Below are 24992 nucleotides of genomic sequence, written 5' to 3'. Positions count from 1 at the left end.
AGCTTCTTCGGACTGTAGGAGACGAGGAGGTTCTTGGTCTGATGGTGGTGCCGCCCCGCATCTGGCATGACCAGAGGAATGATGCCCGGTGCGGCGTCGGCGGGGCGAGCGGCCCGTGAATGGTCCGGATCTTGATCCTCGAGCCCGATGCATAGGGCCTCAGCGAAGTGCTGACGTGTTTCCGGCAGGATCGGGCCCGCCCCCGCAACGGTCCTCTTCCCGGGGTGCATCCGTGCTGTGCGGGGAATGGGCCCAGCATCACCTGGCATGTACGGGTCGCACCGGACGTTCCCCTGGGGCGGGCCTGCTGTGACTTCTCCCACCTGCTCTTGCCGGGGCGAGAAGCGCTTGCCTACGTTCGGTCGCATGTCCTCCCATGGCCGCGCCCTTCCAGGCGAACCGGACGAAACCGCCGCGGAAAGCAGGCCCGCGACGGAACGACCCGACCCGCTCCCGACGGTCGACCTGGACGTCGACCTGAGCTCACATGAAGTGCTCCGGCGCGCTCATGTCCTGGACGCTCTAGGCCCCGACTGGGACCCCGTCGCCGTGCTGCGCGGCGAGGAAGCGGCGTATGAGCTGCTGTATTCCGGCCTCAGCGCGCAGCAACAGCGCGTGTACGACGAGCTGGTCTCGGCCGGCGTGCTGCCTCGGAGAGGGGGCAGCGATGCTGCCGCTTGACCCACACGCGGACATCGGGCGGCGCGCCTGGGTGGCCTGCCCGAACTGCGACGACCGTCGCGGGTGCGCCACCTGCGAGCAGGGGCGCACCTGTTCCGAGCACTGGCGCTACCTGCTTTCCCACGTCGGCAGCCTGCTTCACCTGCAGTGCCGGTCCTGCACCCACATCTGGGCACACGAGACCCACTTCGGTGCCACCCGCTCCCGGTGGGAGCGCATGACCAGCGGCCTGCGACGAATGTGAGCATTTACCGCGGTCCGCTCGGTGAGCCGGACCGTCGGTGCCGCCGTCGGTCGTGGCCAGTGAGGCCGGACGGCGGATCGGCGCCCGCATTCGGATGATCCCACCGCCTGTCGTCGGGAGCGGCAGGCCGCCTTGCCCGAGGATCGCGTCCGGCGGGCGTCCCTGCCTGCCGTTCGTCCGTCTCGGAGGCAGCGGTGCACATCCTGCTCCTGGCCAGTGCGTTCAACAGCCTCACCCAGCGTGTCTTCGCCGAACTGCGCGACCGTGGCCACACCGTGGCGGTGGAACTCGCCCTGCCCGGCGGCTCGTTGCCCGAAACCGTGCGGCGGCACGCACCACAGCTCGTCGTGGCGCCGATGCTGAAGACGGCGATTCCCGAGGAGGTATGGACAGCGCACACCTGCCTCATCGTCCATCCGGGGCCCGTGGGCGACCGTGGACCCTCCTCCCTGGACTGGGCGATTCACGAAGGCGTCGACCAGTGGGGCGTCACCGTCCTGCAGGCCGACGGGGAGATGGATGCCGGTGACGTGTGGGCCTGTGTGCCGTGCCGGGTCCCTCCGGTTCCCAAGAGCGAGCTGTACCGGGGCGAGATCGCCGACGCCGCGCTCGAGGCCGTCATGCTCGCGGTGGAGCGCTTCGCCGAGGGAACCCACGTCCCACGCAAGCAGGACGCGGCTCCTACGGCTGACGCCCGTCTCCGCCCCCGCCCCTACCTCGACCAGAGCGTCCGGCGCATCGACTGGGCCGAGGACTCCACGCAGGACGTCCTGCGCAAGCTGAGAGCGGCGGACTCGCAGCCCGGTGTGCTGGACGTCCTGCTCGGCCGTGAGTGGTATCTGCACGGCGGTCATCCCGAGAGCGTGCTGCGTGGCCGCCCGGGCGAGCTGCTGGCCACCAGTGCGGGGGCGGTGTGCCGGGCGACCAAGGACGGCGCCGTGTGGATCCCCGAGCTGCGGCCCCGGCGCGTGCCCGGGCAGCCGCCCACGTACAAGCTGCCTGCCGTGATGGCACTGGGCGACCGGCTGCCGCCCCTGCCCGATCATGCCCTGCCCCTATCGCCCGAGGTGCCGCACCGTACCTGGACGGACATCCGCTACCGGGAGGACGGGAACGTCGGGTTCCTCTCGTTCTCCTTCCCCGGCGGCGCGATGAGCACGGAGCAGTGCCGTCGTCTGCTGGACGCCTACCGGGAAGCGTGCGAGCGGCCCACGTCCGTACTGGTGCTGGGCGGCGAACGGGGCTTCTTCTCGAACGGGATCCATCTCAACGTCATCGAGGCCGCGGACGACCCCGCCGCCGAGTCCTGGGCGAACGTCAACGCCATCGACGATCTGGTCGAGGCGGTCCTGACGACGACGGACCGACTGGTGGTCGCGGCGGTCGCGGGCAACGCCGCGGCGGGCGGGGTGATGCTCGCGCTGGCGGCCGACGAGGTGTGGTGCCGCTCGGGCGCCGTACTGAACCCTCACTACCGCCTGATGGGCCTGTACGGCTCGGAGTACTGGACGCACATCCTGCCCCGCAGGGTGGGTCCGGCGACGGCGGAACGACTCATGGGTGAGGCTCTCCCGGTGAGCTCGGCGGCCGCCGTGCGCCTCGGCCTCGTCGACCGGGTGGTCGACTGCGGTCCGGACGCGTTCGCGGGGGAGGTCGGCGGCCTGGCGACCCGGTTGGCGTCACTGCCGGCGACGGCGGCACGGATCACCGCGAAGAAGACGGAGCTGGACCGGCTGGAGAGCGTGACACCGCTGGCCGGCTTCCGTGAGCAGGAGCTCGCCCGCATGCGCCGGACCTTCGACGCCCCGGACGCCCCGTACCACTCGCTGCGTCGTTCCTTCGTCCGCAAAAAGCGGCCGGCGTGCACCCCGCCGCACCTCGGTCCCGCCCGGTTTGCGCAAACAGGTCCGACCCCCTCCGCCGCGGATGTCACCGGAATGGCCCTGCATACCGTCTCGTCACGGCCGAACGGCTGATACGAAGAAACGCGATGGTCGAAATCTGGGCATTCATCCCTTACCTCCCCAGGAGGCGGTCCCATGACTGAGGCGACGCCGGACACGGTCGGCGCTGCGGACGCGAGCGGCGCGCCCGCCGACGAGGCACCCACGATCCACATTCTCTGGATCAACGCGGGCCTGAGCTGCGACGGCGACTCGGTCGCGTTGACGGCGGCCATGCAGCCCAGCATCGAGGAGATCGTGCTCGGTGTGCTGCCGGGCCTTCCGAAGATCGCCGTCCACTGGCCGCTCATCGACTTCGAGTGTGGTCCGGTCGGCGGCTCGGACACGTTCATCGAGTGGTTCTTCAAGGGGGAGCGGGGCGAGATCGACCCGTTCGTCCTGGTCGTCGAGGGCTCCATCCCCAACGAGGCGATCAAGCCCGAGGGTTATTGGTGCGGCTTCGGCGACAATCCGGAGACCGGCCAGCCGATCACCACCAGCGAGTGGATCGACCGGCTCGCCCCGAAGGCCCTGGCGGTCGTCGCCATCGGCACCTGCGCCACCTACGGCGGCATCCACGCCATGGCGGGCAACCCGACCGGCGCGATGGGCGTGCCCGACTACCTCGGCTGGGACTGGAAGTCCCACGCGGGCATCCCCATCGTGTGCGTCCCCGGCTGTCCGATCCAGCCCGACAACTTCTCCGAGACCCTCACCTACCTGCTCTACCAGGCGACCGGCGCCGCCCCGATGATCCCGCTGGACGACAAGCTGCGCCCCACCTGGCTGTTCGGGGCCACCGTGCACGAGGGCTGCGACCGTGCGGGCTACTACGAGCAGGGCCAGTTCGCCCTGTCGTACGACTCGCCGACGTGCTTGGTCAAGCTCGGCTGCTGGGGCCCGGTCGTCAAGTGCAACGTGCCCAAGCGCGGCTGGATGAACGGGATCGGCGGCTGCCCCAACGTCGGTGGCATCTGCATCGCCTGCACCATGCCCGGCTTCCCCGACAAGTTCATGCCGTTCATGGACGAACCCCCCGGCGCCAAGGTATCGAGCAACGCCAGCGGCGCGTACGGCGCCGTGGTCCGCAAGCTGCGGTCGATCACGGCCAAGACAGTGGACAAGGAGCCCAAGTGGCGCCGTACCGGAGACAGGATCACCACCGGATACCGACCCCCGTGGTGAGCGTCCGCCGCAGATGATCCGCTCCCCGTTCTCGTGCATGCACCCCCCACCTGAACCTCCCGCGCAACGAAGGGCACGGCACACAGATGGCACCGACGACGAAGGCGGCCGGCGACGGCAGCGGCCTGGTGGAGATGGCCTGGGACCCGATCACCCGGATCGTGGGCAGCCTCGGCATCCACACGAAGATCGACTTCAAGCAGAAGCGAGTCGCCGAGTGCTACAGCACCTCGTCGGTCTTCCGGGGCTACAGCGTCTTCATGCGCGGCAAGGACCCCCGCGACGCCCACTTCATCACCAGCCGCATCTGCGGCATCTGCGGTGACAACCACGCCACCTGTTCGGTGTACGCGCAGAACATGGCGTACGGCGTGAAGCCCCCGCACCTCGGCGAGTGGATCATCAACCTCGGCGAGTCCGCGGAGTACATGTTCGACCACAACATCTTCCAGGAGAACCTGGTCGGGGTCGACTACTGCGAGAAGATGGTCAAGGAGACCAACCCCGGCGTCCTCGAACTCGCCGAGCGCACCGAGGCCCCGCACGCCGCGGAGCACGGCTACCGCACGATCGCCGACATCATGCGCTCGCTGAACCCCCTTGAGGGCGAGTTCTACCGCGAGGCCCTCCAGGTCAGCCGCTACACGCGCGAGATGTTCTGCCTGATGGAGGGCCGCCATGTGCACCCCTCCACGCTCTACCCGGGCGGCGTCGGCACCATCGCCTCCGTGCAGCTCTTCACGGACTACCTCAGCCGGCTGATGCGCTACGTGGAGTTCATGAAGCGCGTCGTCCCCCTCCACGACGACCTGTTCGACTTCTTCTACGAGGCGCTGCCCGGGTACGAGGAAGTGGGCCGCCGACGTGTCCTGCTCGGCTGCTGGGGCGCGCTCAACGACCCCGAGTACTGCGACTTCACCTACGCCAACATGACGGACTGGGGCCGGCGCATGTTCGTCACGCCCGGCATCGTCGTCGACGGCAAGCTCGTCACCAACGACCTCACCGAGATCAACCTCGGCATCCGCATCCTGCTGGGCAGCTCTTACTACGAGGACTGGCAGGGCCAGGAGCAGTTCGTCACCCACGACCCGCTCGGCAACCCCGTGGACCCGCGCCACCCGTGGAACCAGCACACCATCCCCACCCCGCAGAAGCGGAACTTCGACGACAAGTACAGCTGGGTCATGTCCCCGCGCTGGTTCGACGGCAAGGACCACCTCGCCCTGGACACCGGTGGTGGCCCCATCGCCCGCCTGTGGTCGACCGCCCTGTCCGGCCTCGTCGACATCGGGTACGTCAAGGCCACCGGCCACAGCGTGGTCATCAACCTGCCCCGCACTATGACCAAGCCGGAGACCACCTTCGAGTGGAAGATCCCGAAATGGTCCAACGCGCTGGAGCGCAACCGCGCCCGCACCTACTTCCAGGCGTACGCCGCCGCCGTCGCCCTGCACTGCGCGGAGAAGGGACTGGCGGAGGTCCGTGCCGGACGCACCCAGACCTGGGAGAAGTTCGAGGTTCCGGACGAGAGCATCGGTGTCGGCTTCACCGAGGCGGTCCGCGGCGTCCTCTCCCACCACATGGTGATCCGGGACGGCAAGATCGCCAACTACCACCCGTACCCGCCGACCCCTTGGAACGCCAGCGTCCGGGACACCTACGGCACGCCCGGCCCCTACGAGGACGCCGTGCAGAACACGCCCATCTTCGAGGAGAACACCCCGGAGAACTTCAAGGGCATCGACATCATGCGCGCCGTCCGCAGCTTCGACCCCTGTCTGCCCTGTGGTGTCCACATGTACGTCGGCGGCGGCAAGACGGTGAAGTCCATGCACGTGCCCACCGGCCTGAGCGGACTGGGCGGATGAGCGCGGTCAGCTCCGCGGAGCAGACCGGGCGCCGCGTCGAGGAAATCCTCGACAGGCTGGCCGAGAGCGGCGACCCTGCCGCCACGGCGGCGGCGGAGGAACTCGTCCGGTCCCTCATGGACTTCTACGGCGCCGGCCTCGCCCGCATCCTCCACCTGCTGTCCGGCGCTCCCGGCGAAGCAGCCGCACGCCTCCTGGGCGACGACCTGGTCGCGAGCCTGCTCGTCCTGCACGACCTGCACCCCGAGGACCGCGACGCCCGCATCGCCCGCGCCCTCGACGGGGTCCGGGACCACACCCTGGAGGTGGTGGGCTTCGACGAGGAGAGCGGCACCCTGACCGTGCGGGCCCGAGAGGCCGGCGGCTGCGGTTGCGGCCCCGGCACGGGTGCCCGGGAGGCCGCGGAGGCAGCACTCGCCTGCTTCGCACCGGAAGTCAGAGCGGTCGACCTGCAGACCGCCCCGGCGGGGCCGACGCTCCTCCAGATCGGCACCGCACCGACGGGGGCCCGATGACGGCGTCCCCGGCGACACGCACGCCCGGCCTGCGGAGGTTCCTCACCGAGAGGCCTCCGCAGCCCGAGCGGTGCGAGCTGTGCGCCGTGGCGGTGGAGGCGGGCCACCGTCATCTCGTCGACACCGAGAAGCGCGCCCTCGTCTGCGCCTGCCCTCCGTGCGCGCTGCTGATGGAGCAGCCGGGCGCCGCCGCGGGCCGCTTCCGCACGGTCCCGGCGCGCTACCTGACCGACCCCGGACACCGCCTCGACGAGAGCGCGTGGGACGCGCTGCAGATCCCGGTCGGCGTCGCCTTCCTCTTCCGCAACGCGGCGCTCGACCGGCTGGTCGCCCTCTACCCGAGCCCGGCCGGAGCCACCGAGAGCGAACTCGAACCGGCCACCTGGACGGACGTCCTCGGTGGCAGCCGCCTCGCCGAACTGCTCGAACCCGACGTGGAGGCGCTGCTGCTGCGCCGCACCGACGGCCGGTTCGAGTGCCACCTCGTACCGATCGACATCTGTTACGAACTCGTCGGCCGTATGCGCCTGTTGTGGCAGGGCTTCGACGGTGGTGCCGAAGCCCGGGCCGCGCTGGACGCCTTCTTCGCGGACGTCGCGCGACGCGTCCGGCCCGTGGGCGAGGTGGGTCATCCGTGACCGCGTTCTCTTTCGCCTGCACCGGCGTCCGCGCCGACCAGTACGCCGCCGGACCGACCCTCGTCTTCCGGCTGCGCGTCACCGCCGCCGACAACGCGCGTGTGCACGCCCTCGCGTTGCGCTGCCAGATCCGCATCGAACCCGCCCGCCGCGGCTACGAGCCCGCCGAGACCGACGGTCTCGCGGACCTCTTCGGCGAGCGCTCACGCTGGGGCAGCACGCTCCAGCCGGTGCAGTTCGCCCAGGTCTCGGTCATGGTCCCGAGCTTCACCGGAGAGATCGAGACCGACCTGGTCGTGCCCTGCACCTACGACATGGACATCGCCGCCACCCGCTACCTCACCGCCCTCTCCGACGGCGAGGTCCCCCTGCTGATGCTCTTCTCCGGTACGGCGTTCACCGGAACCGGCGGCTTCCAGGTGGAGCCCGTCCCGTGGGACCGCGAGGCGGCCTTCCGGATGCCCGTCACCGCCTGGCGGGAGATGGTCGAGCAGCACTTCCCCGGCTGCGGCTGGATCCGGCTGCCCCGCGACACCATGGACGCCCTCCTCGCCTACCGCTCCCGGCACGCCCTGCCCTCCTGGGAGGCGACCGTCGCGGCGCTGCTGGAGGAGGGGGCCGATCCGCCCGCGCACGACCCGCTGCGCGCCCTCACCGCCACCACCGGAAGGACCGATCCGTGACCGTGACCGCGTTCGCCCCCGAGACCGAGGAGCGCCTCGCCCTCGCCCGGCAGGTGGCCGACGCCGTCCTGTTCGAGGGCTATGTGCTCTACCCGTACCGCGCCTCGGCGGCCAAGAACCGGCTGCGCTGGCAGTTCGGCGTGCTCGTGCCGCCCGGCTGGGGCGCCGAGTGCGAGGAGCACGACTTCCAGCACACCGAATGCCTGATGGAACCGAAGGCGGGGGCGACCCTCTCGGTCGAGGTGCGCTTCCTGCACGCCCGACGGCGCGCGGTGCAGCAGGCCCGCCCGGACGGCGGCTACGACACGGTTCCCGAACTCCGCCTCGACGAGCGGGTGTTGGTGCCCTGGGACGAGGGAAGCCAGGAACGCGTCGAGGTGGTCGCGTCGGTCGACGAACTCCTCGGCGACGGCGTCACGTGCCCCTTCCGGCTCCCCGCCCGCGAGGACACCGAGCCGGTCCTGGACGAGGCCGGCCGCGTCGTCGGCCGGCTGGTCCGGCGCTGCGAGGAGATCAGCGGGAGGGTCCGGCTGTCCGCCCGCGAACTCGACGGCCCCTACCGGGTGTTGCGGCTGACCGCCGTCGTCGAGAACACGAGCGACTGGACACCGCCCGAGGGCCGCGGCGCGGACCGGGAGGCGGCGCTGCCGCACTCCCTGGTGGCCAGCCACCTCCTCATGGCCCTCAGCGCCGGATCGTTCCTGTCGATGACCGATCCCCCCGAGTGGGCGCAGGGCGCGGTCGCCGCCTGCCGCAACCTGCACACCTGGCCCGTGCTCGCCGGCGAACCCGGCCGCGCCGACCTCGTGCTGTCCTCGCCGATCATCCTGGAGGACCATCCGGCCATCGCGCCGGAGAGCCCGGGCGCGCTCTACGACGCCCTCGAGATCGACGAGATCCTCGCGCTCCGCACCGCGGCCCTCACCGACGAGGAGAAACGCGAGGCCCGGGGCACCGACGAGCGGGCGGCCGCCGTGATCGAACTGGCGGACTCGATGCCGCCCGAGGTTCTGGAGCGGCTGCACGGGGCGGTGCGGAGCCTGCGCGAGGTGACCGGTCCCGGCCCCGCCGCCCCGGACGGCGGCTTCCCCGACGAATACGGGGTGATGCGGCCGGACACCCCCTGGTGGGACCCCGCGAGCGACGCGGGCTTCGACCCGGCGCAGGACCGGGTGGTCGTGGACGGCCGTTCGGTGGGCCAGGGCAGCCGCGTCGAGCTGCAACCGGGCCTGCGGCGCACCGATGCGCAGGACATCTTCCTGCGAGGCCGCACCGCGAAGGTCGAAGCGGTGCTGCACGACGTGGACGGCGGGGTGCACCTGGCGGTCACCGTGGAGGGCGACCCGGGCGCCGACGTCCGCCGCGAGCAGGGACGGTTCCTGTACTTCCAGCCCGACGAGGTCACACCGCTGGAGGACGACGTATGAACCTTCCCCCACCGCCTGGTCCGAGGACGCTCGTGGCGGGCATCGGCAACGTCTTCCTCGGAGACGACGGCTTCGGCGTGGAGACCGCCCGCCGGCTCGCCGAGCACGACCTGCCCGGACACGTCGAGGTAGTGGACATCGGGGTGCGCGGGGTGCACCTCGCCTATCAGCTGCTGGACGGCTACGACACCCTCGTTCTCGTGGACGCCACGGCACGCGGCGAAGCCCCCGGCACGCTGTACGTGATCGAGCACGACGTCGGCGGAGGGAGCCCTTCCCCCGCCGCCCCCACGCTGGACGGCCACCGGATGACCCCCGACGCCGTCCTGGCGCTGCTGGGCACCCTGTGCGCCGGGACCGGCGGCGAGCCACCACGCCGCGTCCTGGTCGTGGGATGCGAACCGGTCTCGGTGGACGAGGGCATCGGTCTCAGCCCGCCCGTGTCCGATGCCGTACCCGAGGCCGTCCGGCTGATCGAAGAGCTGCTGCGGGACGGCGAGCCGTCCGTGGCGCAGGCCTCAACCGCTGAGGCTCCGACATGAGGAGAGACGGGATGAAGAAGATCGTCATCGGCGGAGCGGCCGTCGCCGCCATGGTCGCTGTCGTCTATGAGGTACTTCCCGACCTGAGGCGCTACCTGCGCATCAGACGGATGTGAATCGTGGCCGCCACCGGTGTGCCGCGCGGTTGCGTCGAACGGCGTACCCGCCGGCCGGCCACGGCGTGCCGGACCGTGCGACCCGGCCGCGCCCGCCTCTAATGAAGGCCGACCGGAGGCAGCCGCGGACGGAAGGACGGCAACCATGCACGAGATGTCGATCGCGCTGGCCGTCGTCGACCAGGTGGAAGAGGCCGCCGCACGGGCCAAGGACGTCACGGCGGTGCGATCGGTACGGCTCCAGGTGGGCGAACTGGCCGGTGTCGTACCCGACGCACTCGCCTTCTCCTTCGAACTGGCCTGCGCCGGAACCCTGCTGGAAGGCGCCGAACTGATCACCGAGGCGGTGCCCGGGCGGGCCCGCTGCACCCCCTGCGCACACGAATGGGCCGTCGGTATGCCGCCCCGGCTGACCTGCCCCGCGTGCGGCGGTACGCAGACCGACCTGCTCGCGGGCCGGGAACTGCAGATCGTCGACGTGCACTGGGAGGACGGGCTCGGCCCCGCGCACACGCTCACCCGCGAACCGATCTCCGAGGAGCGCTGAACCATGTGTCGTGTCGTCGACCTGCGGCAGGCCGTACTCGCGAAGAACGACGCGAGCGCCCACGAACTGCGCGCGCAGCTCGCGGCTCGAGGCATCGCGCTCGTCAACCTGCTGTCCAGTCCGGGCAGCGGCAAGACCGCGCTGCTGGAACGCGAACTGCTGCGGGCACGGGAGCGGGCCGTTCCCGTCGCGGCGCTGAGCGCCGATCTGGCCACCGAGAACGACGCGGCCCGGCTGGCGCGTTCGGGGGTCCCCGTCAAGCAGGTGCTCACCGACGGACTGTGCCATCTGGAGGCCGGGATGCTCGCCGGGCACCTGGACGGGTGGCTGCCCGACGACACCCGGCTGCTGTTCGTGGAGAACGTCGGCAACCTGGTCTGCCCGGCCTCCTACGACCTGGGGGAGACCCTGAGGGTCACCCTCGCCTCCGTGACGGAGGGCGAGGACAAGCCACTCAAGTACCCCACCGCCTTCGGCCTCGCCCACCTCGTGGTGGTCACCAAGACCGACATCGCGGAGGCCGTCGAGTTCGACGAGGCGGCGTTCCGCGCGAATGTGCAGCAGGTCAACCCCGGAGTCGAGGTGCTCATGACGTCGGCACGCCGGGGGCAGGGAGTCGGCGCGCTGCTCGACCGGGCGCTGGCCGCCATGGACGGCACACCTGTCCACTCACCGGTCATGACTCGGCGCCCTCATCAGCACGGCCACCCGCACACGCACCCGGAGGCCACCGGCACCATGGCCCACACCCACTCGTGAGCGGTCCGCAGGCTCCGACCACCGCTGCCGAGGACACCCCACGACGCCGCCGGGTCACCGTCCGGGGAGTGGTACAGGGCGTGGGCTTCAGGCCCTACCTCTACGGCCTGGCCACTGAACTCGCCCTGGCCGGACACGTGACCAACACTCCGGAGGGCGTCGTAGCGGAGGTCGAGGGCAACGCCTCGGCCGTGGCCCGGTTCTGCGACCTGATCGCCGCCCAGGCACCGCCGCTGGCCCGCGTGGAGTCCGTCCACCACCGGGAGATGCCTCCCGTCGGCGGCACCGCGTTCACCATCCGCACCTCACGCAACGGTGGACCGGCCCGCACCCTGGTCTCCCCGGATTCCGCCACCTGCCCCGACTGCCTCGCCGAGTTGGCCGCCCCGGCGGACCGGCGCTACCGGCACCCGTTCGTCAACTGCACCCACTGCGGCCCGCGCTTCACGATCGTCACAGGTGTGCCGTACGACCGGGCGAACACCACCATGGCCGGGTTCGCGATGTGCGCCGACTGCGCCCGGGAGTACGAGGATCCGGCCGACCGCCGGTTCCACGCCCAGCCGGTCGCCTGCCCGGCCTGCGGGCCCCGTCTGCGGCTGGTCCTCGCCCAGGAGGCACGGATCGGGAACGTGGAGGGGGCGGACCCGCTCACCGACGCCCGCGCGCTGCTGACGCGAGGCGCGATCCTCGCCGTGAAGGGCCTGGGCGGCTACCACCTGGCCTGCGATGCCACGAACCAGGAGGCGGTCGCCCTACTGCGTCGGCGCAAGGCGCGCGGGGGCAAGCCGTTCGCCGTCATGGCCAGGACCGCGGACGACGTCCGTCACCTCGCCGGGCTGAGCCCGGCGGAGCGGAGCCTGCTCGAAGACCGGGCCAGGCCGGTCGTCCTGCTGAGGCGGAGTCCGCACGCCGACGGGGATCCCCGGCCCGCCGAGGCCGTGGCACCCGGCAGCCCCGACCTCGGCGTGATGCTGCCCTACACGCCCGTGCACCATCTGCTGCTCGGTCTGCCCGGCGACCCGGACGGCCCCGGGCTGCTCGTCATGACCAGCGGCAACCTGTCCGGTGAGCCCATCGTCACCGACGACGACGAGGCGCTGGAGCGACTGGCGCACCTGGCCGACGCCTGGCTCACGCACGACCGGCCGATCCACGTCCCGTGCGACGACTCCGTGGTCCGCGTCTGCGACGGGGAGCCGTTGGTGATCCGCCGCTCACGCGGCTACGCCCCGCTGCCGGTCTCCCTCCCGCTGCCCGTGCGGCCGGCCCTCGCCGTCGGCGGAGACCTGAAGAACGCCTTCTGTCTCGGGGCCGGCCGTCAGGCCTGGCTGTCGGCGCACATCGGCGACATGGACGACGCAGGCACACAGAGGGTCTTCGAGCGTGCGGTGGCGCAGTTGGAGTCCATTACCGGGGTGCGCCCCGCGACCTTGGTCTCCGACCGGCATCCTGGCTACCGCTCCGCTGGATGGGCCGACCGGAACGCGGCGCACCGGCCCGTTGTGCGCGTGCAGCACCATCACGCGCACATCGCCGCTGCCATGGCGGAGCACGGACTGGACGGCACCCGGCCGGTGATCGGCATCGCCTTCGACGGCACCGGCCACGGCGACGACGGCGCCGTGTGGGGCGGCGAGTTCCTGCTCGCGGACTACGACCGTTTCACCCGGTTCGGACATCTCGCGTATGTTCCGCTGCCCGGTGGTGACGCCGCGGTGCGCCGGCCGTACCGCATGGCGCTGGCCCATCTGAGGGCGGCCGGGATCGACTGGTCCGACGACCTCGCCTGTACGACCGCCTGCCCGCCCGACGAACTCCACCTACTGGCAAGGCAGTTGGAGCGCGACCTGAACTGTGTGCCCACGTCGAGCATGGGCCGCCTCTTCGACGCCGTGTCCTCTCTCGCCGGGGTGTGCCATCGAGCCGGATACGAGGCACAGGCCGCCGTCGAACTGGAGGGGGCGGCTCTGCACGCACCCGCCGACGACACCACCGCGTACGCCTTCGCGCTGCACGCGTCGGAGGAGAACCGCGACGGCGCCGTACGGGCCGATCCGGCACCCGTACTCGCGGCGATCGTCGGCGACCTGCGCGTGGGTGTCGAGCCGGCCCTGGTCGCCGCGCGCTTCCACCGGGGAGTGACCGGCCTGGTGCACCGGATGTGCGCGCGGGCTCGAGAGCGGCACGGGCTGGACACGGTTGCCCTGACGGGAGGCGTGTTCGCCAACACGCTGCTCTCCTCGGCCTGTGCCGCCACCCTGCGCGAGGACGGCTTCACGGTCCTGCGGCACCACATGGTGCCGCCCAACGACGGTGGCCTGGCCCTGGGCCAACTGATGGTGGCCGCCCGCGCCACTCCCACTCTCACCCCCACCGACTGAGCAGACGCGCGACCCACAGCGAGGAGAGGCTCATGTGCCTGGCGGTACCCGGCAGAGTGCTGGACATCGAGGAACGGGACGGCACTCGGATGGCCACCGTCGACTTCGGCGGCGTGGTCAAGGAGGTGTGCCTGGAGTATCTGCCCGACCTCCAGGTCGGCGAGTACGCCATCGTCCACGTCGGGTTCGCCCTGCAGCGGCTGGACGAGGAGTCGGCGCGGCGGACACTCGAACTCTTCGCCGAACTCGGCCTTTTGCAGGAGGAGTTCGGCGACCCCTGGGAAACGGCGGCGGCGGAGGCGGCAGGCTCGGAACCGGTGGAAGAGGTGCAAAACAAGTGAAGTACATCGACGAGTTCCAGGACCCGGAGCTGGCACGCCGGCTACTCGACGACATTCACGCCACGGTGACCAGGCCGTGGGCGCTGATGGAGGTGTGCGGAGGGCAGACGCACAGCATCATCCGGCACGGCATCGACCAACTCCTGCCGGAGGAGGTCGAGTTGATCCACGGGCCCGGCTGTCCCGTGTGCGTGACACCGCTGGACGTCATCGACAAGGCTCTGGAGATCGCCTCCCGACCGGAGGTGATCTTCTGTTCCTTCGGTGACATGCTCCGCGTGCCGGGCACCGGACGGGACCTGTTCCAGGTCCGCGGAGAGGGCGGTGACGTGCGCGTCGTCTACTCACCGCTCGACGCGCTGCGGATCGCCCAGCAGAACCCGGAGCGCGAGGTGGTGTTCTTCGGCATCGGCTTCGAGACGACGGCACCCCCCAACGCCATGACGGTCCATCAGGCCCGGAAGCTCGGCATCCCGAACTTCAGCATGCTGGTGTCGCACGTCCGCGTACCGCCCGCCATCGAGGCCATCATGTCCTCGCCGAGCTGCCGGGTGCAGGGCTTCCTCGCGGCCGGCCATGTCTGCAGCGTGATGGGCATGGGGGAGTACCCGGAGCTGGCGGAGCGCTTCCGGGTGCCGATCGTCGTGACGGGCTTCGAGCCACTGGACATCCTCGAAGGCGTGCGCCGTACCGTCCAGCAGCTGGAACGCGGTGAGCACACCGTCGACAACGCCTACGCCCGTGCCGTTCGCGCGGAGGGCAACCCGGCCGCCCGGGCCATGCTGGAGGACGTCTTCGAGGTCACCGACCGCGCCTGGCGCGGCATCGGGGTGATCCCGCAGAGCGGCTGGCGGCTGGCACCGAAATACCGCGCCTACGACGCCGAGCGCCGCTTCTCCGTCGAGGGCATCCGCACGCAGGAGCCGGCCGAGTGCCGCAGCGGAGAGGTCCTGCAGGGACTGCTCAAGCCGCACGAGTGCGAGGCCTTCGGCACGCTGTGCACGCCTCGTACACCGCTGGGGGCCACCATGGTCTCCAGCGAGGGAGCCTGCGCCGCGTACTACCTCTACCGGCGGCTGGACATGCCCGCCACCAAGGCCCAGGAGGTGACCCCCGTTGTCTGACACCACCGATCTCCCCGTCCCCGCCCTGGACGTCGAGGCGTGGACGTGTCCGGCGCCGCTGCGGGACCGGCCGCGTGTCGTCATGGGTCACGGCGGTGGCGGAGTGCTCTCCGCCGAATTGGTCCAGCAGATCTTCGCTCCCGCTTTCGGGGGCGCGGTGCTCGCCCAGATGGGTGACGCCGCCGTCCTCTCCCTGGGCGGCGCCCGGCTGGCGTTCTCGACGGACTCATACGTGGTGCGGCCGCTGTTCTTCCCCGGCGGCAGCATCGGAGACCTGGCGGTCAACGGCACCGTCAACGACCTCGCCATGAGCGGTGCCCGCGCCGCCTACCTCTCCTGCGGATTCATCCTGGAGGAGGGCGTCGAGCTGGATGTGGTCACTCGGGTGTCCAAGGCTCTGGGGGCGGCCGCGCGCGCCGCCGGTGTGGAGGTGGCCACCGGGGACACCAAGGTGGTGGAGGCCGGCCACGGCGACGGGATCTACATCAACACCGCGGGCATCGGTCTAGTCCCGGCGGGCGTCGATCTGCGTCCTCAGCGGGTCGTCCCCGGCGACGTCGTGATCGTCAGCGGCGCCATCGGTGTCCACGGGGTGGCGGTCATGAGCGTACGCGAGGGACTGGAATTCGGAGTGGAGATCAAGAGCGACTGCGCGGCGCTCGGCGGCCTGGTCGACGCCATGCTCGCCGTCACCTCTGATCTGCACGTCCTCCGCGACCCCACCCGAGGCGGCCTGGCCGCCTCACTCAATGAGATCGCGCAGGCCTCCGGCACCGGGGTGGTCATCCAGGAACGCGACGTCCCGGTCCCGCCGGCCGTGGCCAACGCCTGCGCCATTCTCGGACTGGACCCCATGTACATCGCCAACGAGGGCAAGCTGGTGGCCTTCGTTCCGCGCGAGCACGCCGACGCCGTCCTCGGGGCGATGCGCACCCATCCTCTGGGCGCGGACTCCGTGATCATCGGTGAGGCCGTGGAGGAGCATCCCGGCATGGTCGTGGCACGGACCGGCCTGGGCGGGACACGGGTGGTCGATCTGCCGATCGGGGAGCAACTTCCGCGCATCTGCTGACGTGGGTGTGTCTCGCCGGGGAACCTCTCGTCCGGGCCCGATCGGAGGGTTGATCCGGTCAGCGCCCGGACGGCGGATCCTGTGGGTCCACGCCGGTCTTGGCGGCAGCGTCCTTCGTGCCGCTGGGGCGCTGGGAGCGGCCCTTGCGTCCGGCGTCGCGCCTGCCCCTCTCGTCCGCGTCGCCGTACTCCTCGCCGCTTGCGTTCGGGCTTTCGACCGTGTCACCGGGGACGGACTTCGTCTCTTCGGCGGACTTCGTCCGGCCCGGACCGCGCTTGCCGGCGTGCTCGGCGTGGAACGAGCGTTCGGCGCTCGGGTTGTCCTGCTGGCGCGTTTCGTCCACGTCGGGTGACCAGCCGTGCTGTCCGGTGCCCTGGTGACGGCTGGGACCCTTTCCGTGCGGTGGCTCGGACGAACGTGGTTTCTTCGACATGGTCGGATCCGCCTTTTCACGGTCAGGGGGACACCGGAGACGGCGTTCCCGAGTTACGTAAATTATCCCACCTTGCAATATTTTGGGCATTTCATGACCCCTTTCCAGCGCTGCCCCGGAACACGGGCTCCCGACCGCGGGCCGGCTCCCCCGCAGGCACGATCGGCGAGGACCGGGACGCCCTGGCGCTCACAGAGCAGGTCGACGGCGGCTCCTGTGCCTGTGGGTTGAGACTTCCAGCCCCTCCCCGACGGCACGGGAGCCGCGCGCGTTGCGCACACCACCGGTGTCACCCGATCAGTGGGGCCACTCTGCGCAACGACGCCTCCAGGCAACCGACTTCAAGCTCTAGAAGAACCCGAGCTTCTTCGGGCTGTAGGAAACAAGGAGGTTCTTCGTCTGCTGGTAGTGCTCCAGCATCATCTTGTGCGTCTCGCGGCCGATCCCGGACTGCTTGTAGCCTCCGAACGCCGCGTGCGCCGGATAGGCGTGGTAGCAGTTCGTCCACACCCGGCCGGCCTGTATCGCCCTGCCCGCGCGGTACGCCGTGGTGATGTCACGGGTCCAGACGCCGGCTCCCAGGCCGTACGACGTGTCGTTGGCGATCTTGACGGCGTCGTCGAAGTCGTCGAACGAGGCGACCGACACCACCGGGCCGAAGATCTCCTCCTGGAAGATCCGCATCCGGTTGTCGCCCTCGAAGATCGTCGGGCGGACGTAGTAACCGCCCTTCAGCTCGCCGTCGTATTCGGCTCGTTCACCGCCGGTGAGGACCTTGGCGCCCTCCTTCCGGCCGATGTCGATGTACGAGAGGATCTTCGCGAGCTGCTCTCCCGACGCCTGCGCGCCGATCATCGTGTCCGTGTCGAGGGGATGCCCCGGCTTGATGAGTTCGGTGCGGGCCACGGCCGCCTGGAGGAAGTCGCCGTAATTGCCGCGCTGGATCAGGCCCCGCGACGGACAGGTGCACACCTCGCCCTGGTTGAGGGCGAACATGGTGAAGCCCTCCAGGGCCTTGTCGCGCAGGTCGTCGTCCTTGTCCCACACGTCGTCGAAGAAGATGTTCGGCGACTTGCCGCCCAGTTCCAGCGTGACCGGCTTCAGGTTCTCGGCCGCGTACTGCATGATCAGCCGGCCCGTGGAGGTCTCGCCCGTGAAGGCGACCTTCGCCACCCGCGGACTGGACGCGAGCGGCTTGCCCGCCTCCGGGCCGAAGCCGTTGACGATGTTCACCACGCCCGGCGGCAGCAGGTCGGCGACCAGGCTCATCCAGTAGTGCAGCGAGACCGGGGTCTGCTCGGCCGGCTTGATCACCACCGCGTTGCCCGCGGCCAGCGCCGGGGCGAGCTTCCAGGTGGCCATCAGGATCGGGAAGTTCCACGGGATGATCTGCGCCACGACCCCGAGGGGTTCATGGAAGTGGTACGCCACGGTGTCGCCGTCGACCTCGCTGAGGGAGCCCTCCTGCGCGCGGACCGCGCCCGCGAAATAGCGGAAGTGGTCGATGGCCAGCGGGATGTCCGCCGCCAGCGTCTCGCGCACCGGCTTGCCGTTCTCCCAGCTCTCGGCGACCGCCAGCGGCTCCAGGTACGCCTCCATGCGGTCGGCGATCTTCAGCAGGATGTCGGAACGTTCGGTCGCCGAGGTGCGACCCCAGCCCGGCGCCGCCGCGTGCGCCGCGTCCAGCGCCCGCTCCACGTCCTCGGCGGTGCCGCGCGCCACCTCGGTGAACGTCTCCCCGTTCACCGGCGACGGGTTCTCGAAGTACCGGCCGCGAGCGGGGGGCACGTACTCGCCGCCGATGTAGTGGTCGTAGCGCGCCCGGTAGGAGACGATCGCGCCCTCGCTCCCCGGCGCCGCGTAACGGGTCATCCTGGTCGGCCTCCTTCGGCAGCGCTGCCCGCCGCCGGACAGCTCTGCGCGCGACGCTAGGCGCGCGGACGTTGCACTCACGTTGCGCCTCCGCCGTGTTCACGGACGCCGCCGCTCGCCCGGCGCCGTCAGCTCGCGCTCCAGCGACGCGAGGCGGGCCAGCGTCGCGGCCGCCGGACGTGACGCCGCGAGAGCCCGCCACACGTCGAGGTCGTCCTCGCCCCACGGCGCGTGCGCCCAGTCCGTCAGCAGGTCCGGGTCGCCGCAGGCGATCAGCGCCGCGCGCAGACCGTCCGCGAGACGCCGTCCGAGCCGTGCCACCGCCGGCGCGCGGGAGCCCGGCAGCGGCGGTCCGGTGTAGGCGGTCAGCGCCGCCGTCACCGCGCCAGCCGCCAGCCGCCGTTCGACGACGTCCAGGTCCGACTCGACGGCCGCGGTGAGCCGGTAGGGCCGCGAGGCCAGCGATCCGGGACCCAGCACCCCGCGCAGCCGGGCCAGTTCGGCCCGCAGGGTCACCGGGGTCACCGACTCGTCCTCGTAAAGGGCGCACAGCAATTCGTCCCCTGTCAGGCCCTCGGGGTGACGGGCCAGCAGCAACAGGATCTCGCTGTGCCGGCGGCTCAGCCGGATGCTCCGCCCGTCGGCGGTCATACGCGCCTCGTCCCGGCCCAGCACCGCCAGGCGCCACGTCCCGGCGGCCGGCCGCTCGGGGGTGAGCAGAGCGAGATGGGCCTCCGCGGCCCGGGCGACGGCCTGCACGAACCCGAGGCTGTGCGGGTGCGCCAGCCCGTCGCCGCCCGTGATGTCCACGGCGCCCAGCACGCGTCCGGTCCGCGGATCGTGCACCGGGGCGGCCGCGCACGTCCACGGCTGCACCTGGCGTATGAAGTGCTCGGCGGCGAACACCTGCACCGGCCTGTCCAGGGCGACCGCCGTGCCGGGCGCGTTCGTCCCCACCGCACTCTCCGCCCAGCGCGCGCCGGGCACGAAGTTCATCCGGTCCGCCTGCCGCCGGGTCGCCGCGTGCCCCTCCACCCACAGCAGCCGCCCGCGCGCGTCGCACACGGCCAGCAGGTGTTCGCCGTCGGCGGCGAACGTGCCCATCAGCTCGCGGAACAGCGGCATCACCCGTGCCAGCGGGTGTTCGCACCGGTAGGCGCCCAGCTCGCCGTCGTCCAACTCGACGCGTGCGGCTCCGTCCGGACCGACTCCCGCCCGCGCGGAACGCCGCCAGGAGTCGGCCACGACGGCACGCACCGGCCGTGGCACGGTGCCCGCCGCGGTGAACGTCTCGTGCGCCCGGCGCAGGAGCCGCACGCGCTCGGCGGGGTCGGCCCCGGGTTCCAGGGCCACCCAGGGATCGGTCAACTGGTCCTCCCGGAAGGCGTCGCGGCTGTGGGCGGGTTGAGGTGCGGCTGCGGACATCGTCACGCCGGGGGCGCGGGCCGACAACCGTCCGGACGACGCTCGGCCGAAACGTCGCCGCCCGATCACGCTACGGTGCCCGCCTGACGGACCGGGGGACGCCGCCGAGATCCGTGGACGAACCCGCGCTTGGGGACAACTCGCTCACCGGAACGAGAATCTCCGGGCACACGACGACCGGTCGGCGGCGCGGCGAGGCGGCCTCGGGCCCCGCCGTCGCTCACGCGGCACTCGGGCCTCTCAGCACCCTCGCGCTTCTCAGTGCCCTCAGGACTCGCAGCGTCCTCGGGACCGTCAGGACCGTCCCGCCACCGTCGCGGGGTCGTCGAGCACGGACCGGACCACCGAGTGCGCGGCGCCGAGCAGAGGGCCCTCGGGGCCGAGGCCGGAGACGAAGACCGGGCATGCGGGGCCGGCCGTGCGCCGCGCCAGCTCGGCCTCCAGCGACGGAAGCAGCCACGGCGCGAGCCCGGAGAGCGCTCCGCCGAGCACGACGCCCTGCGGGTCCAGCAGGTTGAGCGCCCCCGTCAGGGCGATGCCGAGGGCCGTTCCGGCCTCGTGCAGAGCACGCCGCACCTGCGGGTCGCCGTCCGCGGCCCGTCCCGCGAGGAGGCCGACGCGGTCCTCGCCCGGCTCCAGGCCGGCCGACCGCAGCACCGCCTCCTCGCCGGCGTACTGCTCCAGGCACCCGCGTCCGCCGCACCCGCACGCCGGGCCGTCGGGATGCACCGGCACATGGCCCAGCTCGCCCGCGAACCCACGGGTGCCGCGCAGCAGGCTGCCGTCCATGACCAGCGCGGCGCCGATGCCGATCTCGGCGGACACGTGCAAAAAATTGTCCGGAGTGTCCGTGCCGAGCCAGAGTTCGGCGAGCCCGCCGAAGTTGGCCTCGTTGTCGACCGTCAACGGGAACTCGCCGGGCAGCAGCGCGCCGAGGTCGACACCCTGCCAGTCGAGGTTCGGCGCGCGGACCACCGTGCGGGCGTCGCGTGCCACGAGACCGGGGACGGCGACCGCGAGCCCGGCCGGCCAGAGGCCCTCACGGTCGGCCTCGGCGACGACCCGGCGCACGAGGCCGGTCAGTTCCTCGACCACCGGCCCGGGGGAGCGGCCCCGGTTCGCGCCGTGCCGCTCGGCGCGCGCCCGCACCTCGCCGCGCAGGTCGACGACGCAGACAGCCAGGTGGTCGACGCCGATCTCGGCGCCGATGCCCGCGGGGCCGTGCCCGCTGACCGCGAGCGCTGATCCCGGCCGCCCCACCCGGCCGGGGCGCTCCGGGCCCAGCTCGTCGAGCAGGCCGGTGCGTATGAGCTCGTCGACGAGGGTCGAGACGGCCGCCCGGGTCAGACCGATGCGTGAGGCGACCCCCGCGCGCGAGAGCGGCCCTTCGGCCCTGACGGCGTGCATCACCCTGGCCAGGTTGCGGCGGCGCATGCCCTGCTGGGTGTCGGGCAGCGCGCGCCCCGGGCCGGTCGGCCGGGCCTCGTGCGGCGGTGCGGTCATGCCTCCGTCGATTCGTCGATTCGTCGATCGGTCTGTTCATCGAGTGGTGCTGCGGCGTCCTGCGTCCTGCGTCCTGCGTCCTGCGTCGTGCGTGGTGCCCGGGTGCCGACGCCGGGTGGTCGAGGGTCAGCGGGCGTCCGTGCTCCGTTCGAGCAGCGGGGCCGCGTCGGAGAGTACCCCGGCGATCCTGGCCAGCGTCGACTCGTCCCGCTCGACGGCGTCGAGGACCGGCCCGCGGGCGGTGTTCCAGCGGCGGGCGACGGCGGCCGGATCCTCGCCGGTCAGCAGCCCCGCGGCCTGGGCCGCGGCCCCCAGCGCGACGAGTTCCTCGGCCTCGGGCACCTGGACGGGCCGCCCGGACAGCCGGCGCACGGTCTGCTGCCAGGCCCGGCCCCGGGCGCCGCCGCCGATCAGGAGCAGGGGGGCCGAGCGGTCGGCGTCGTCGTCCAGGACCAGGTCGAGCGCGCCGAGCAGCGAGTGCACGGCGCCGTCGTAGGCGGCCTGGAGGAGCTGGCCGGCCGTCGTGTCATGGCGCAGCCCGTGCAGCAGGCCGGAGGCGTTCGGCAGGTTCGGGGTGCGTTCGCCGTCGAGGTAGGGCAGCAGGGTGAGGTGTGCGGTGGGCTCGACCGCCTCGCGGTCCAGACCGAGCAGGGCGGCGACCCGGTCGACGGCGAGCGTGCAGTTCAGGGTGCACGCCAGCGGCAGCCAGTCGCCGTGGGCGTCGGCGAAGCCGGCCACGGTCCCGGTGGGGTCGGTGGGGCGCTGCCTGGCGACCGCGTACACGGTGCCGGAGGTGCCCAGGCTCAGGACCGGCGTGCCGGGGCGCAGGCCCAGGCCCAGCGCCGCGGCCGCGTTGTCGCCGGTGCCGGGGGCGACCAGCGTTCCCTTGGCGAAGGGCAGACCGTGACCGTCACGCACGGTGCCGGCGATCTCGCCGGGCCGGACCACGCGCGGGAGCAGCGCCGGCGGGAGACCCACGTGGGCGAGGATCTCCTCGTCGTACGCCTCGGTGGCCGAGGCCCACCAGCCGGTGCCGGAGGCGTCGCCGCGGTCCGTGGTGCCCTCGCCCGTCAGCCGCTCGGTGAGGTAGTCGTGGGGGAGGCGCACCGCCTTCGTGGCGCGCACGGCCTCCGGCTCGTTCTCGGCCAGCCACGCCCACTTCGTGACCGTGAAGGAGGCCGCCGGGACGGACCCGGTGCGTTCCGCCCAGAACTTCGCGCCGCCCAGCTCCTCGGTGAGCCGACGGGACTGCGGGGCCGACCGCACGTCGTTCCACAGCAGGGCCGGACGCACCGGCTCCCCGCGCCCGTCCAGCGTGACGAGCCCGTGCTGCTGCCCGCCGATGGACACCGCGGCCGCCTCGCGGGCCGCGTCGCCGCACTGGTGCAAGGCCTGGCGCAGGGCGTCCCACCACTGGCGCGGGTCGCTCTCGCGGCCCGCTCCGGAGGACACCGAGTGCGGCGCCCGGCCGCTCGCGACGACCTCGCCGGTGGCCGCGTCGACGACCAGCGCCTTGGTGGACTGGGTGGACGTGTCCACGCCGACGACGAGCGGACCCTCGGCTGCTGACATCGGGCTCTCCCTCAAGTTTTTCCGCGGCTCTGCGGGATCTGTCTTCCCAGAGATGCGTTGGCATACTAATTTGTAAACGGCCATGACGAAATAGTTCGCCACGGACCGAACCGACAGATCCGTACAGCAAGGAGCCGCGGCATGAGCTACCAGCCCACCCCCGACGACAGGTTCACCTTCGGTTTGTGGACCGTCGGCTGGCAGGGAAGGGACCCGTTCGGCGACGCCACGCGGCGTGCCCTGGACCCGGTCGAGACGGTGACGCGCCTGGCCGAGCTGGGCGCCTACGGCGTGACCTTCCACGACGACGACCTGATCCCCTTCGGGTCCTCCGACAGCGAGCGCGAGGAGCACATCAAGCGCTTCCGCCAGGCTCTGGACACCACCGGCATGACGGTGCCGATGGCCACCACCAACCTGTTCACGCACCCCGTCTTCAAGGACGGCGCGTTCACCGCGAACGACCGTGACGTGCGCCGCTACGCCCTGCGCAAGACGATCCGCAACATCGACCTGGCCGCCGAGCTGGGCGCGAAGACCTACGTCGCCTGGGGCGGCCGTGAGGGCGCGGAGTCCGGCGCCGCCAAGGACGTGCGCGTGGCGCTCGACCGCATGAAGGAGGCCTTCGACCTCCTCGGCGAGTACGTGACCGCCCAGGGCTACGACCTGAAGTTCGCCATCGAGCCCAAGCCGAACGAGCCGCGCGGCGACATCCTGCTGCCCACGGTCGGCCACGCCCTGGCCTTCATCGAGCGCCTGGAGCGCCCGGAGCTGTACGGCGTCAACCCCGAGGTCGGCCACGAGCAGATGGCCGGGCTGAACTTCCCGCACGGCATCGCCCAGGCGCTGTGGGCGGGCAAGCTCTTCCACATCGACCTCAACGGTCAGTCCGGCATCAAGTACGACCAGGACCTGCGCTTCGGCGCCGGCGACCTGCGTGCCGCGTTCTGGCTGGTCGACCTGCTGGAGAGCGCCGGCTACGCTGGCCCGAAGCACTTCGACTTCAAGCCGCCGCGTACCGAGGACCTCGACGGCGTGTGGGCCTCGGCCGAGGGCTGCATGCGCAACTACCTGATCCTGAAGGAGCGCGCGGCCGCCTTCCGCGGCGACCCGGAGGTCCAGGAGGCCCTGCGCGCCTCGCGCCTCGACGAGCTGGCCCAGGCCACCGCCGAGGACGGCCTGCAGGGGCTGCTCGCCGACCGCACCGCCTTCGAGGACTTCGACCCCGAGGCGGCCGCCGCCCGCGGCATGGCCTTCGAGCGGCTCGACCAGCTCGCCATGGACCACCTTCTCGGCGCCCGGGGCTGAGCCGGCGCCCGCACACGCGCGCGTGTGCTGTCAGGGGCCGCACCCCGCACGCGCCCGGCGGCGGGAGCCGCACAGGCGCTTACGGGGTGGGGCCGCACACGCGCGTGCCGCCGGACGCACCTGTCCGGCGGCGGACGGGTACCTCCGCGCGCAATACGCCGGAATCATGTCCTCCGTGACCTGAACCGGTATCAACTCGCGCGCGGAGGTCGCGTTCCGCACGCCTCCACGGTCACGCTGAGCGGTATGGCCCAACCGCCCGTACCGCCTCAGCCGCCCGTTCCGCCGGGCGGCATGCCGCCCTCCGGCGGCTTCGGACCGCCCACCACCCCGTTCGCCACCGTCGGCCCGGGCGACCCCGGGAACTCCGGCGGTCCCGGCCGGCGCAGGAACCCGCTTCTCGTGGTGCTCGTCCTGCTGGTCGTGGCCGGCGCCGTGCTCGCCGTCGTGCTGATGGCCTCACGCGACGGCTCCTCGGACGACACGCCGGGCACGGGAAAGAGTGCCACGACGTCGCCCGAGCCAACCGCCAGCCTGCCCGTGGAACTGCCCAGCGGGTTCCCGAGCGAACTGCCGTCCCAGCTGCCGACCGGCCTGCCCACACAGCTGCCGAGCGGGATGCCGACCGAACTGCCGAGCACCCTGCCCACCGACCTGCCCAGCGGACTGCCCTCCGACCTGCCGAGCGCGCTGGAGTCGCTGCTGTCCCAGGCGGGCGAGCCGGCGTCATGACCGGCCGACCGGCTTCCCACCCCCGCGGCAGCCACGCGCGCGTGCCGTCCACACGCGCGTGACCGTCGTCCCGTC

Annotated in this window: 24 protein-coding genes; 19 read left to right on the top strand and 5 right to left on the bottom strand. The window is 71.8% G+C overall.

Annotated elements, in window-relative coordinates; translation table 11 throughout:
* Nucleotides 1-366 precede the first annotated feature (366 nt).
* The 17 genes from ACGFSH_RS15865 (at nucleotide 367) to hypE (ending at nucleotide 16072) form a co-directional block, all read left to right on the top strand.
* Nucleotides 367-681: a DUF6400 family protein gene (locus ACGFSH_RS15865; RefSeq protein ID WP_393348777.1), complete on the top strand. Its 315-nt coding sequence runs from the start codon at nucleotides 367-369 to the stop codon at nucleotides 679-681.
* Nucleotides 668-925, top strand: a complete 258-nt coding sequence (locus ACGFSH_RS15860) for a hypothetical protein (RefSeq protein ID WP_393348775.1) — start codon at nucleotides 668-670, stop codon at nucleotides 923-925. Before ACGFSH_RS15865 ends, ACGFSH_RS15860 begins: the two co-directional genes overlap by 14 nt.
* 194 nt (nucleotides 926-1119) lie before the next feature.
* A complete protein-coding gene (locus ACGFSH_RS15855; protein WP_393348773.1) occupies nucleotides 1120-2901 on the top strand; it encodes an enoyl-CoA hydratase-related protein in 1782 nt (593 codons plus the stop codon).
* Between the two features lie 63 nt (nucleotides 2902-2964).
* A complete protein-coding gene (locus ACGFSH_RS15850) occupies nucleotides 2965-4053 on the top strand; it encodes a hydrogenase expression protein HypE (protein ID WP_007380333.1) in 1089 nt (362 codons plus the stop codon).
* 86 nt (nucleotides 4054-4139) lie between these two features.
* Nucleotides 4140-5924 carry a nickel-dependent hydrogenase large subunit gene (locus ACGFSH_RS15845; protein WP_097260870.1) on the top strand — a complete coding sequence of 595 codons (1785 nt, stop codon included), beginning with the start codon at nucleotides 4140-4142 and terminating at the stop codon, nucleotides 5922-5924.
* Entirely contained in the window at nucleotides 5921-6439 is a 519-nt protein-coding gene (locus ACGFSH_RS15840; protein ID WP_393348771.1) for a hypothetical protein, read from the top strand. Before ACGFSH_RS15845 ends, ACGFSH_RS15840 begins: the two co-directional genes overlap by 4 nt.
* Nucleotides 6436-7077, top strand: a complete 642-nt coding sequence (locus tag ACGFSH_RS15835; protein ID WP_393348770.1) for a DUF5947 family protein — start codon at nucleotides 6436-6438, stop codon at nucleotides 7075-7077. The genes ACGFSH_RS15840 and ACGFSH_RS15835 overlap by 4 nt, the downstream gene beginning before the upstream one ends.
* Nucleotides 7074-7760, top strand: a complete 687-nt coding sequence (locus ACGFSH_RS15830; protein WP_393348768.1) for a DUF6084 family protein — start codon at nucleotides 7074-7076, stop codon at nucleotides 7758-7760. The genes ACGFSH_RS15835 and ACGFSH_RS15830 overlap by 4 nt, the downstream gene beginning before the upstream one ends.
* A complete protein-coding gene (locus tag ACGFSH_RS15825) occupies nucleotides 7757-9187 on the top strand; it encodes a hypothetical protein (RefSeq protein WP_393348766.1) in 1431 nt (476 codons plus the stop codon). Before ACGFSH_RS15830 ends, ACGFSH_RS15825 begins: the two co-directional genes overlap by 4 nt.
* Nucleotides 9184-9729, top strand: coding sequence for a hydrogenase maturation protease (locus ACGFSH_RS15820; protein WP_393348764.1), 546 nt, complete (start codon nucleotides 9184-9186; stop codon nucleotides 9727-9729). Before ACGFSH_RS15825 ends, ACGFSH_RS15820 begins: the two co-directional genes overlap by 4 nt.
* A gap of 11 nt (nucleotides 9730-9740) precedes the next feature.
* Nucleotides 9741-9845, top strand: a complete 105-nt coding sequence (locus ACGFSH_RS15815) for a DUF6893 family small protein (protein ID WP_373559629.1) — start codon at nucleotides 9741-9743, stop codon at nucleotides 9843-9845.
* A gap of 145 nt (nucleotides 9846-9990) precedes the next feature.
* On the top strand, nucleotides 9991-10392 hold the full coding sequence (locus tag ACGFSH_RS15810; RefSeq protein ID WP_393348762.1) for a hydrogenase maturation nickel metallochaperone HypA: 402 nt from the start codon (nucleotides 9991-9993) through the stop codon (nucleotides 10390-10392).
* Between the two features lie 3 nt (nucleotides 10393-10395).
* On the top strand, nucleotides 10396-11151 hold the full coding sequence (hypB, locus tag ACGFSH_RS15805) for a hydrogenase nickel incorporation protein HypB (RefSeq protein WP_393348760.1): 756 nt from the start codon (nucleotides 10396-10398) through the stop codon (nucleotides 11149-11151).
* Entirely contained in the window at nucleotides 11148-13535 is a 2388-nt protein-coding gene (gene hypF / locus ACGFSH_RS15800; protein ID WP_393348758.1) for a carbamoyltransferase HypF, read from the top strand. The genes hypB and hypF overlap by 4 nt, the downstream gene beginning before the upstream one ends.
* 32 nt (nucleotides 13536-13567) lie before the next feature.
* Nucleotides 13568-13876 (top strand): HypC/HybG/HupF family hydrogenase formation chaperone, encoded by a 309-nt coding sequence (locus ACGFSH_RS15795; protein WP_393348756.1) that lies wholly within the window; start codon nucleotides 13568-13570, stop codon nucleotides 13874-13876.
* Nucleotides 13873-15000, top strand: coding sequence for a hydrogenase formation protein HypD (hypD, locus tag ACGFSH_RS15790; RefSeq protein WP_393348754.1), 1128 nt, complete (start codon nucleotides 13873-13875; stop codon nucleotides 14998-15000). Before ACGFSH_RS15795 ends, hypD begins: the two co-directional genes overlap by 4 nt.
* The gene (hypE, locus tag ACGFSH_RS15785; protein WP_393348752.1) at nucleotides 14993-16072 is read left to right on the top strand and encodes a hydrogenase expression/formation protein HypE; all 1080 of its coding nucleotides are present in this window, start codon (nucleotides 14993-14995) and stop codon (nucleotides 16070-16072) included. The genes hypD and hypE overlap by 8 nt, the downstream gene beginning before the upstream one ends.
* A gap of 58 nt (nucleotides 16073-16130) precedes the next feature.
* Here the strand turns inward: hypE and ACGFSH_RS15780 are convergent, their stop codons facing one another.
* From ACGFSH_RS15780 to xylB, 5 genes are all read right to left on the bottom strand, one after another.
* Nucleotides 16131-16505 carry a hypothetical protein gene (locus ACGFSH_RS15780; protein WP_391083627.1) on the bottom strand — a complete coding sequence of 125 codons (375 nt, stop codon included), beginning with the start codon at nucleotides 16503-16505 and terminating at the stop codon, nucleotides 16131-16133.
* Between the two features lie 348 nt (nucleotides 16506-16853).
* Nucleotides 16854-18377: an aldehyde dehydrogenase family protein gene (locus ACGFSH_RS15775; protein WP_393348750.1), complete on the bottom strand. Its 1524-nt coding sequence runs from the start codon at nucleotides 18375-18377 to the stop codon at nucleotides 16854-16856.
* 99 nt (nucleotides 18378-18476) lie between these two features.
* Complete coding sequence (locus tag ACGFSH_RS15770; RefSeq protein ID WP_393348748.1) at nucleotides 18477-19745, bottom strand: GAF domain-containing protein; 1269 nt, start codon at nucleotides 19743-19745, stop codon at nucleotides 18477-18479.
* A 351-nt stretch (nucleotides 19746-20096) separates the two neighbouring features.
* Entirely contained in the window at nucleotides 20097-21305 is a 1209-nt protein-coding gene (locus tag ACGFSH_RS15765; protein WP_393348746.1) for an ROK family protein, read from the bottom strand.
* Between the two features lie 126 nt (nucleotides 21306-21431).
* The gene (xylB, locus tag ACGFSH_RS15760) at nucleotides 21432-22877 is read right to left on the bottom strand and encodes a xylulokinase (RefSeq protein WP_393348744.1); all 1446 of its coding nucleotides are present in this window, start codon (nucleotides 22875-22877) and stop codon (nucleotides 21432-21434) included.
* 141 nt (nucleotides 22878-23018) lie between these two features.
* Here xylB and xylA point away from each other — a divergent pair, with 141 nt between their 5' ends.
* Both xylA and ACGFSH_RS15750 read left to right on the top strand, forming a co-directional pair.
* Complete coding sequence (gene xylA, locus ACGFSH_RS15755) at nucleotides 23019-24185, top strand: xylose isomerase (RefSeq protein ID WP_393348742.1); 1167 nt, start codon at nucleotides 23019-23021, stop codon at nucleotides 24183-24185.
* Nucleotides 24186-24431: 246 nt separating this feature from the next.
* Nucleotides 24432-24917, top strand: a complete 486-nt coding sequence (locus ACGFSH_RS15750) for a hypothetical protein (protein WP_393348741.1) — start codon at nucleotides 24432-24434, stop codon at nucleotides 24915-24917.
* The last annotated feature ends 75 nt before the right edge of the window (nucleotides 24918-24992 follow it).

The sequence above is a fragment of the Streptomyces sp. NPDC048481 genome, assembly GCF_043200075.1.
GTDB lineage: Bacteria > Actinomycetota > Actinomycetes > Streptomycetales > Streptomycetaceae > Streptomyces.
The sequence above is the reverse complement of the archived record's forward strand: the minus strand, read 5'-3'. Positions and strand labels throughout refer to the sequence as shown.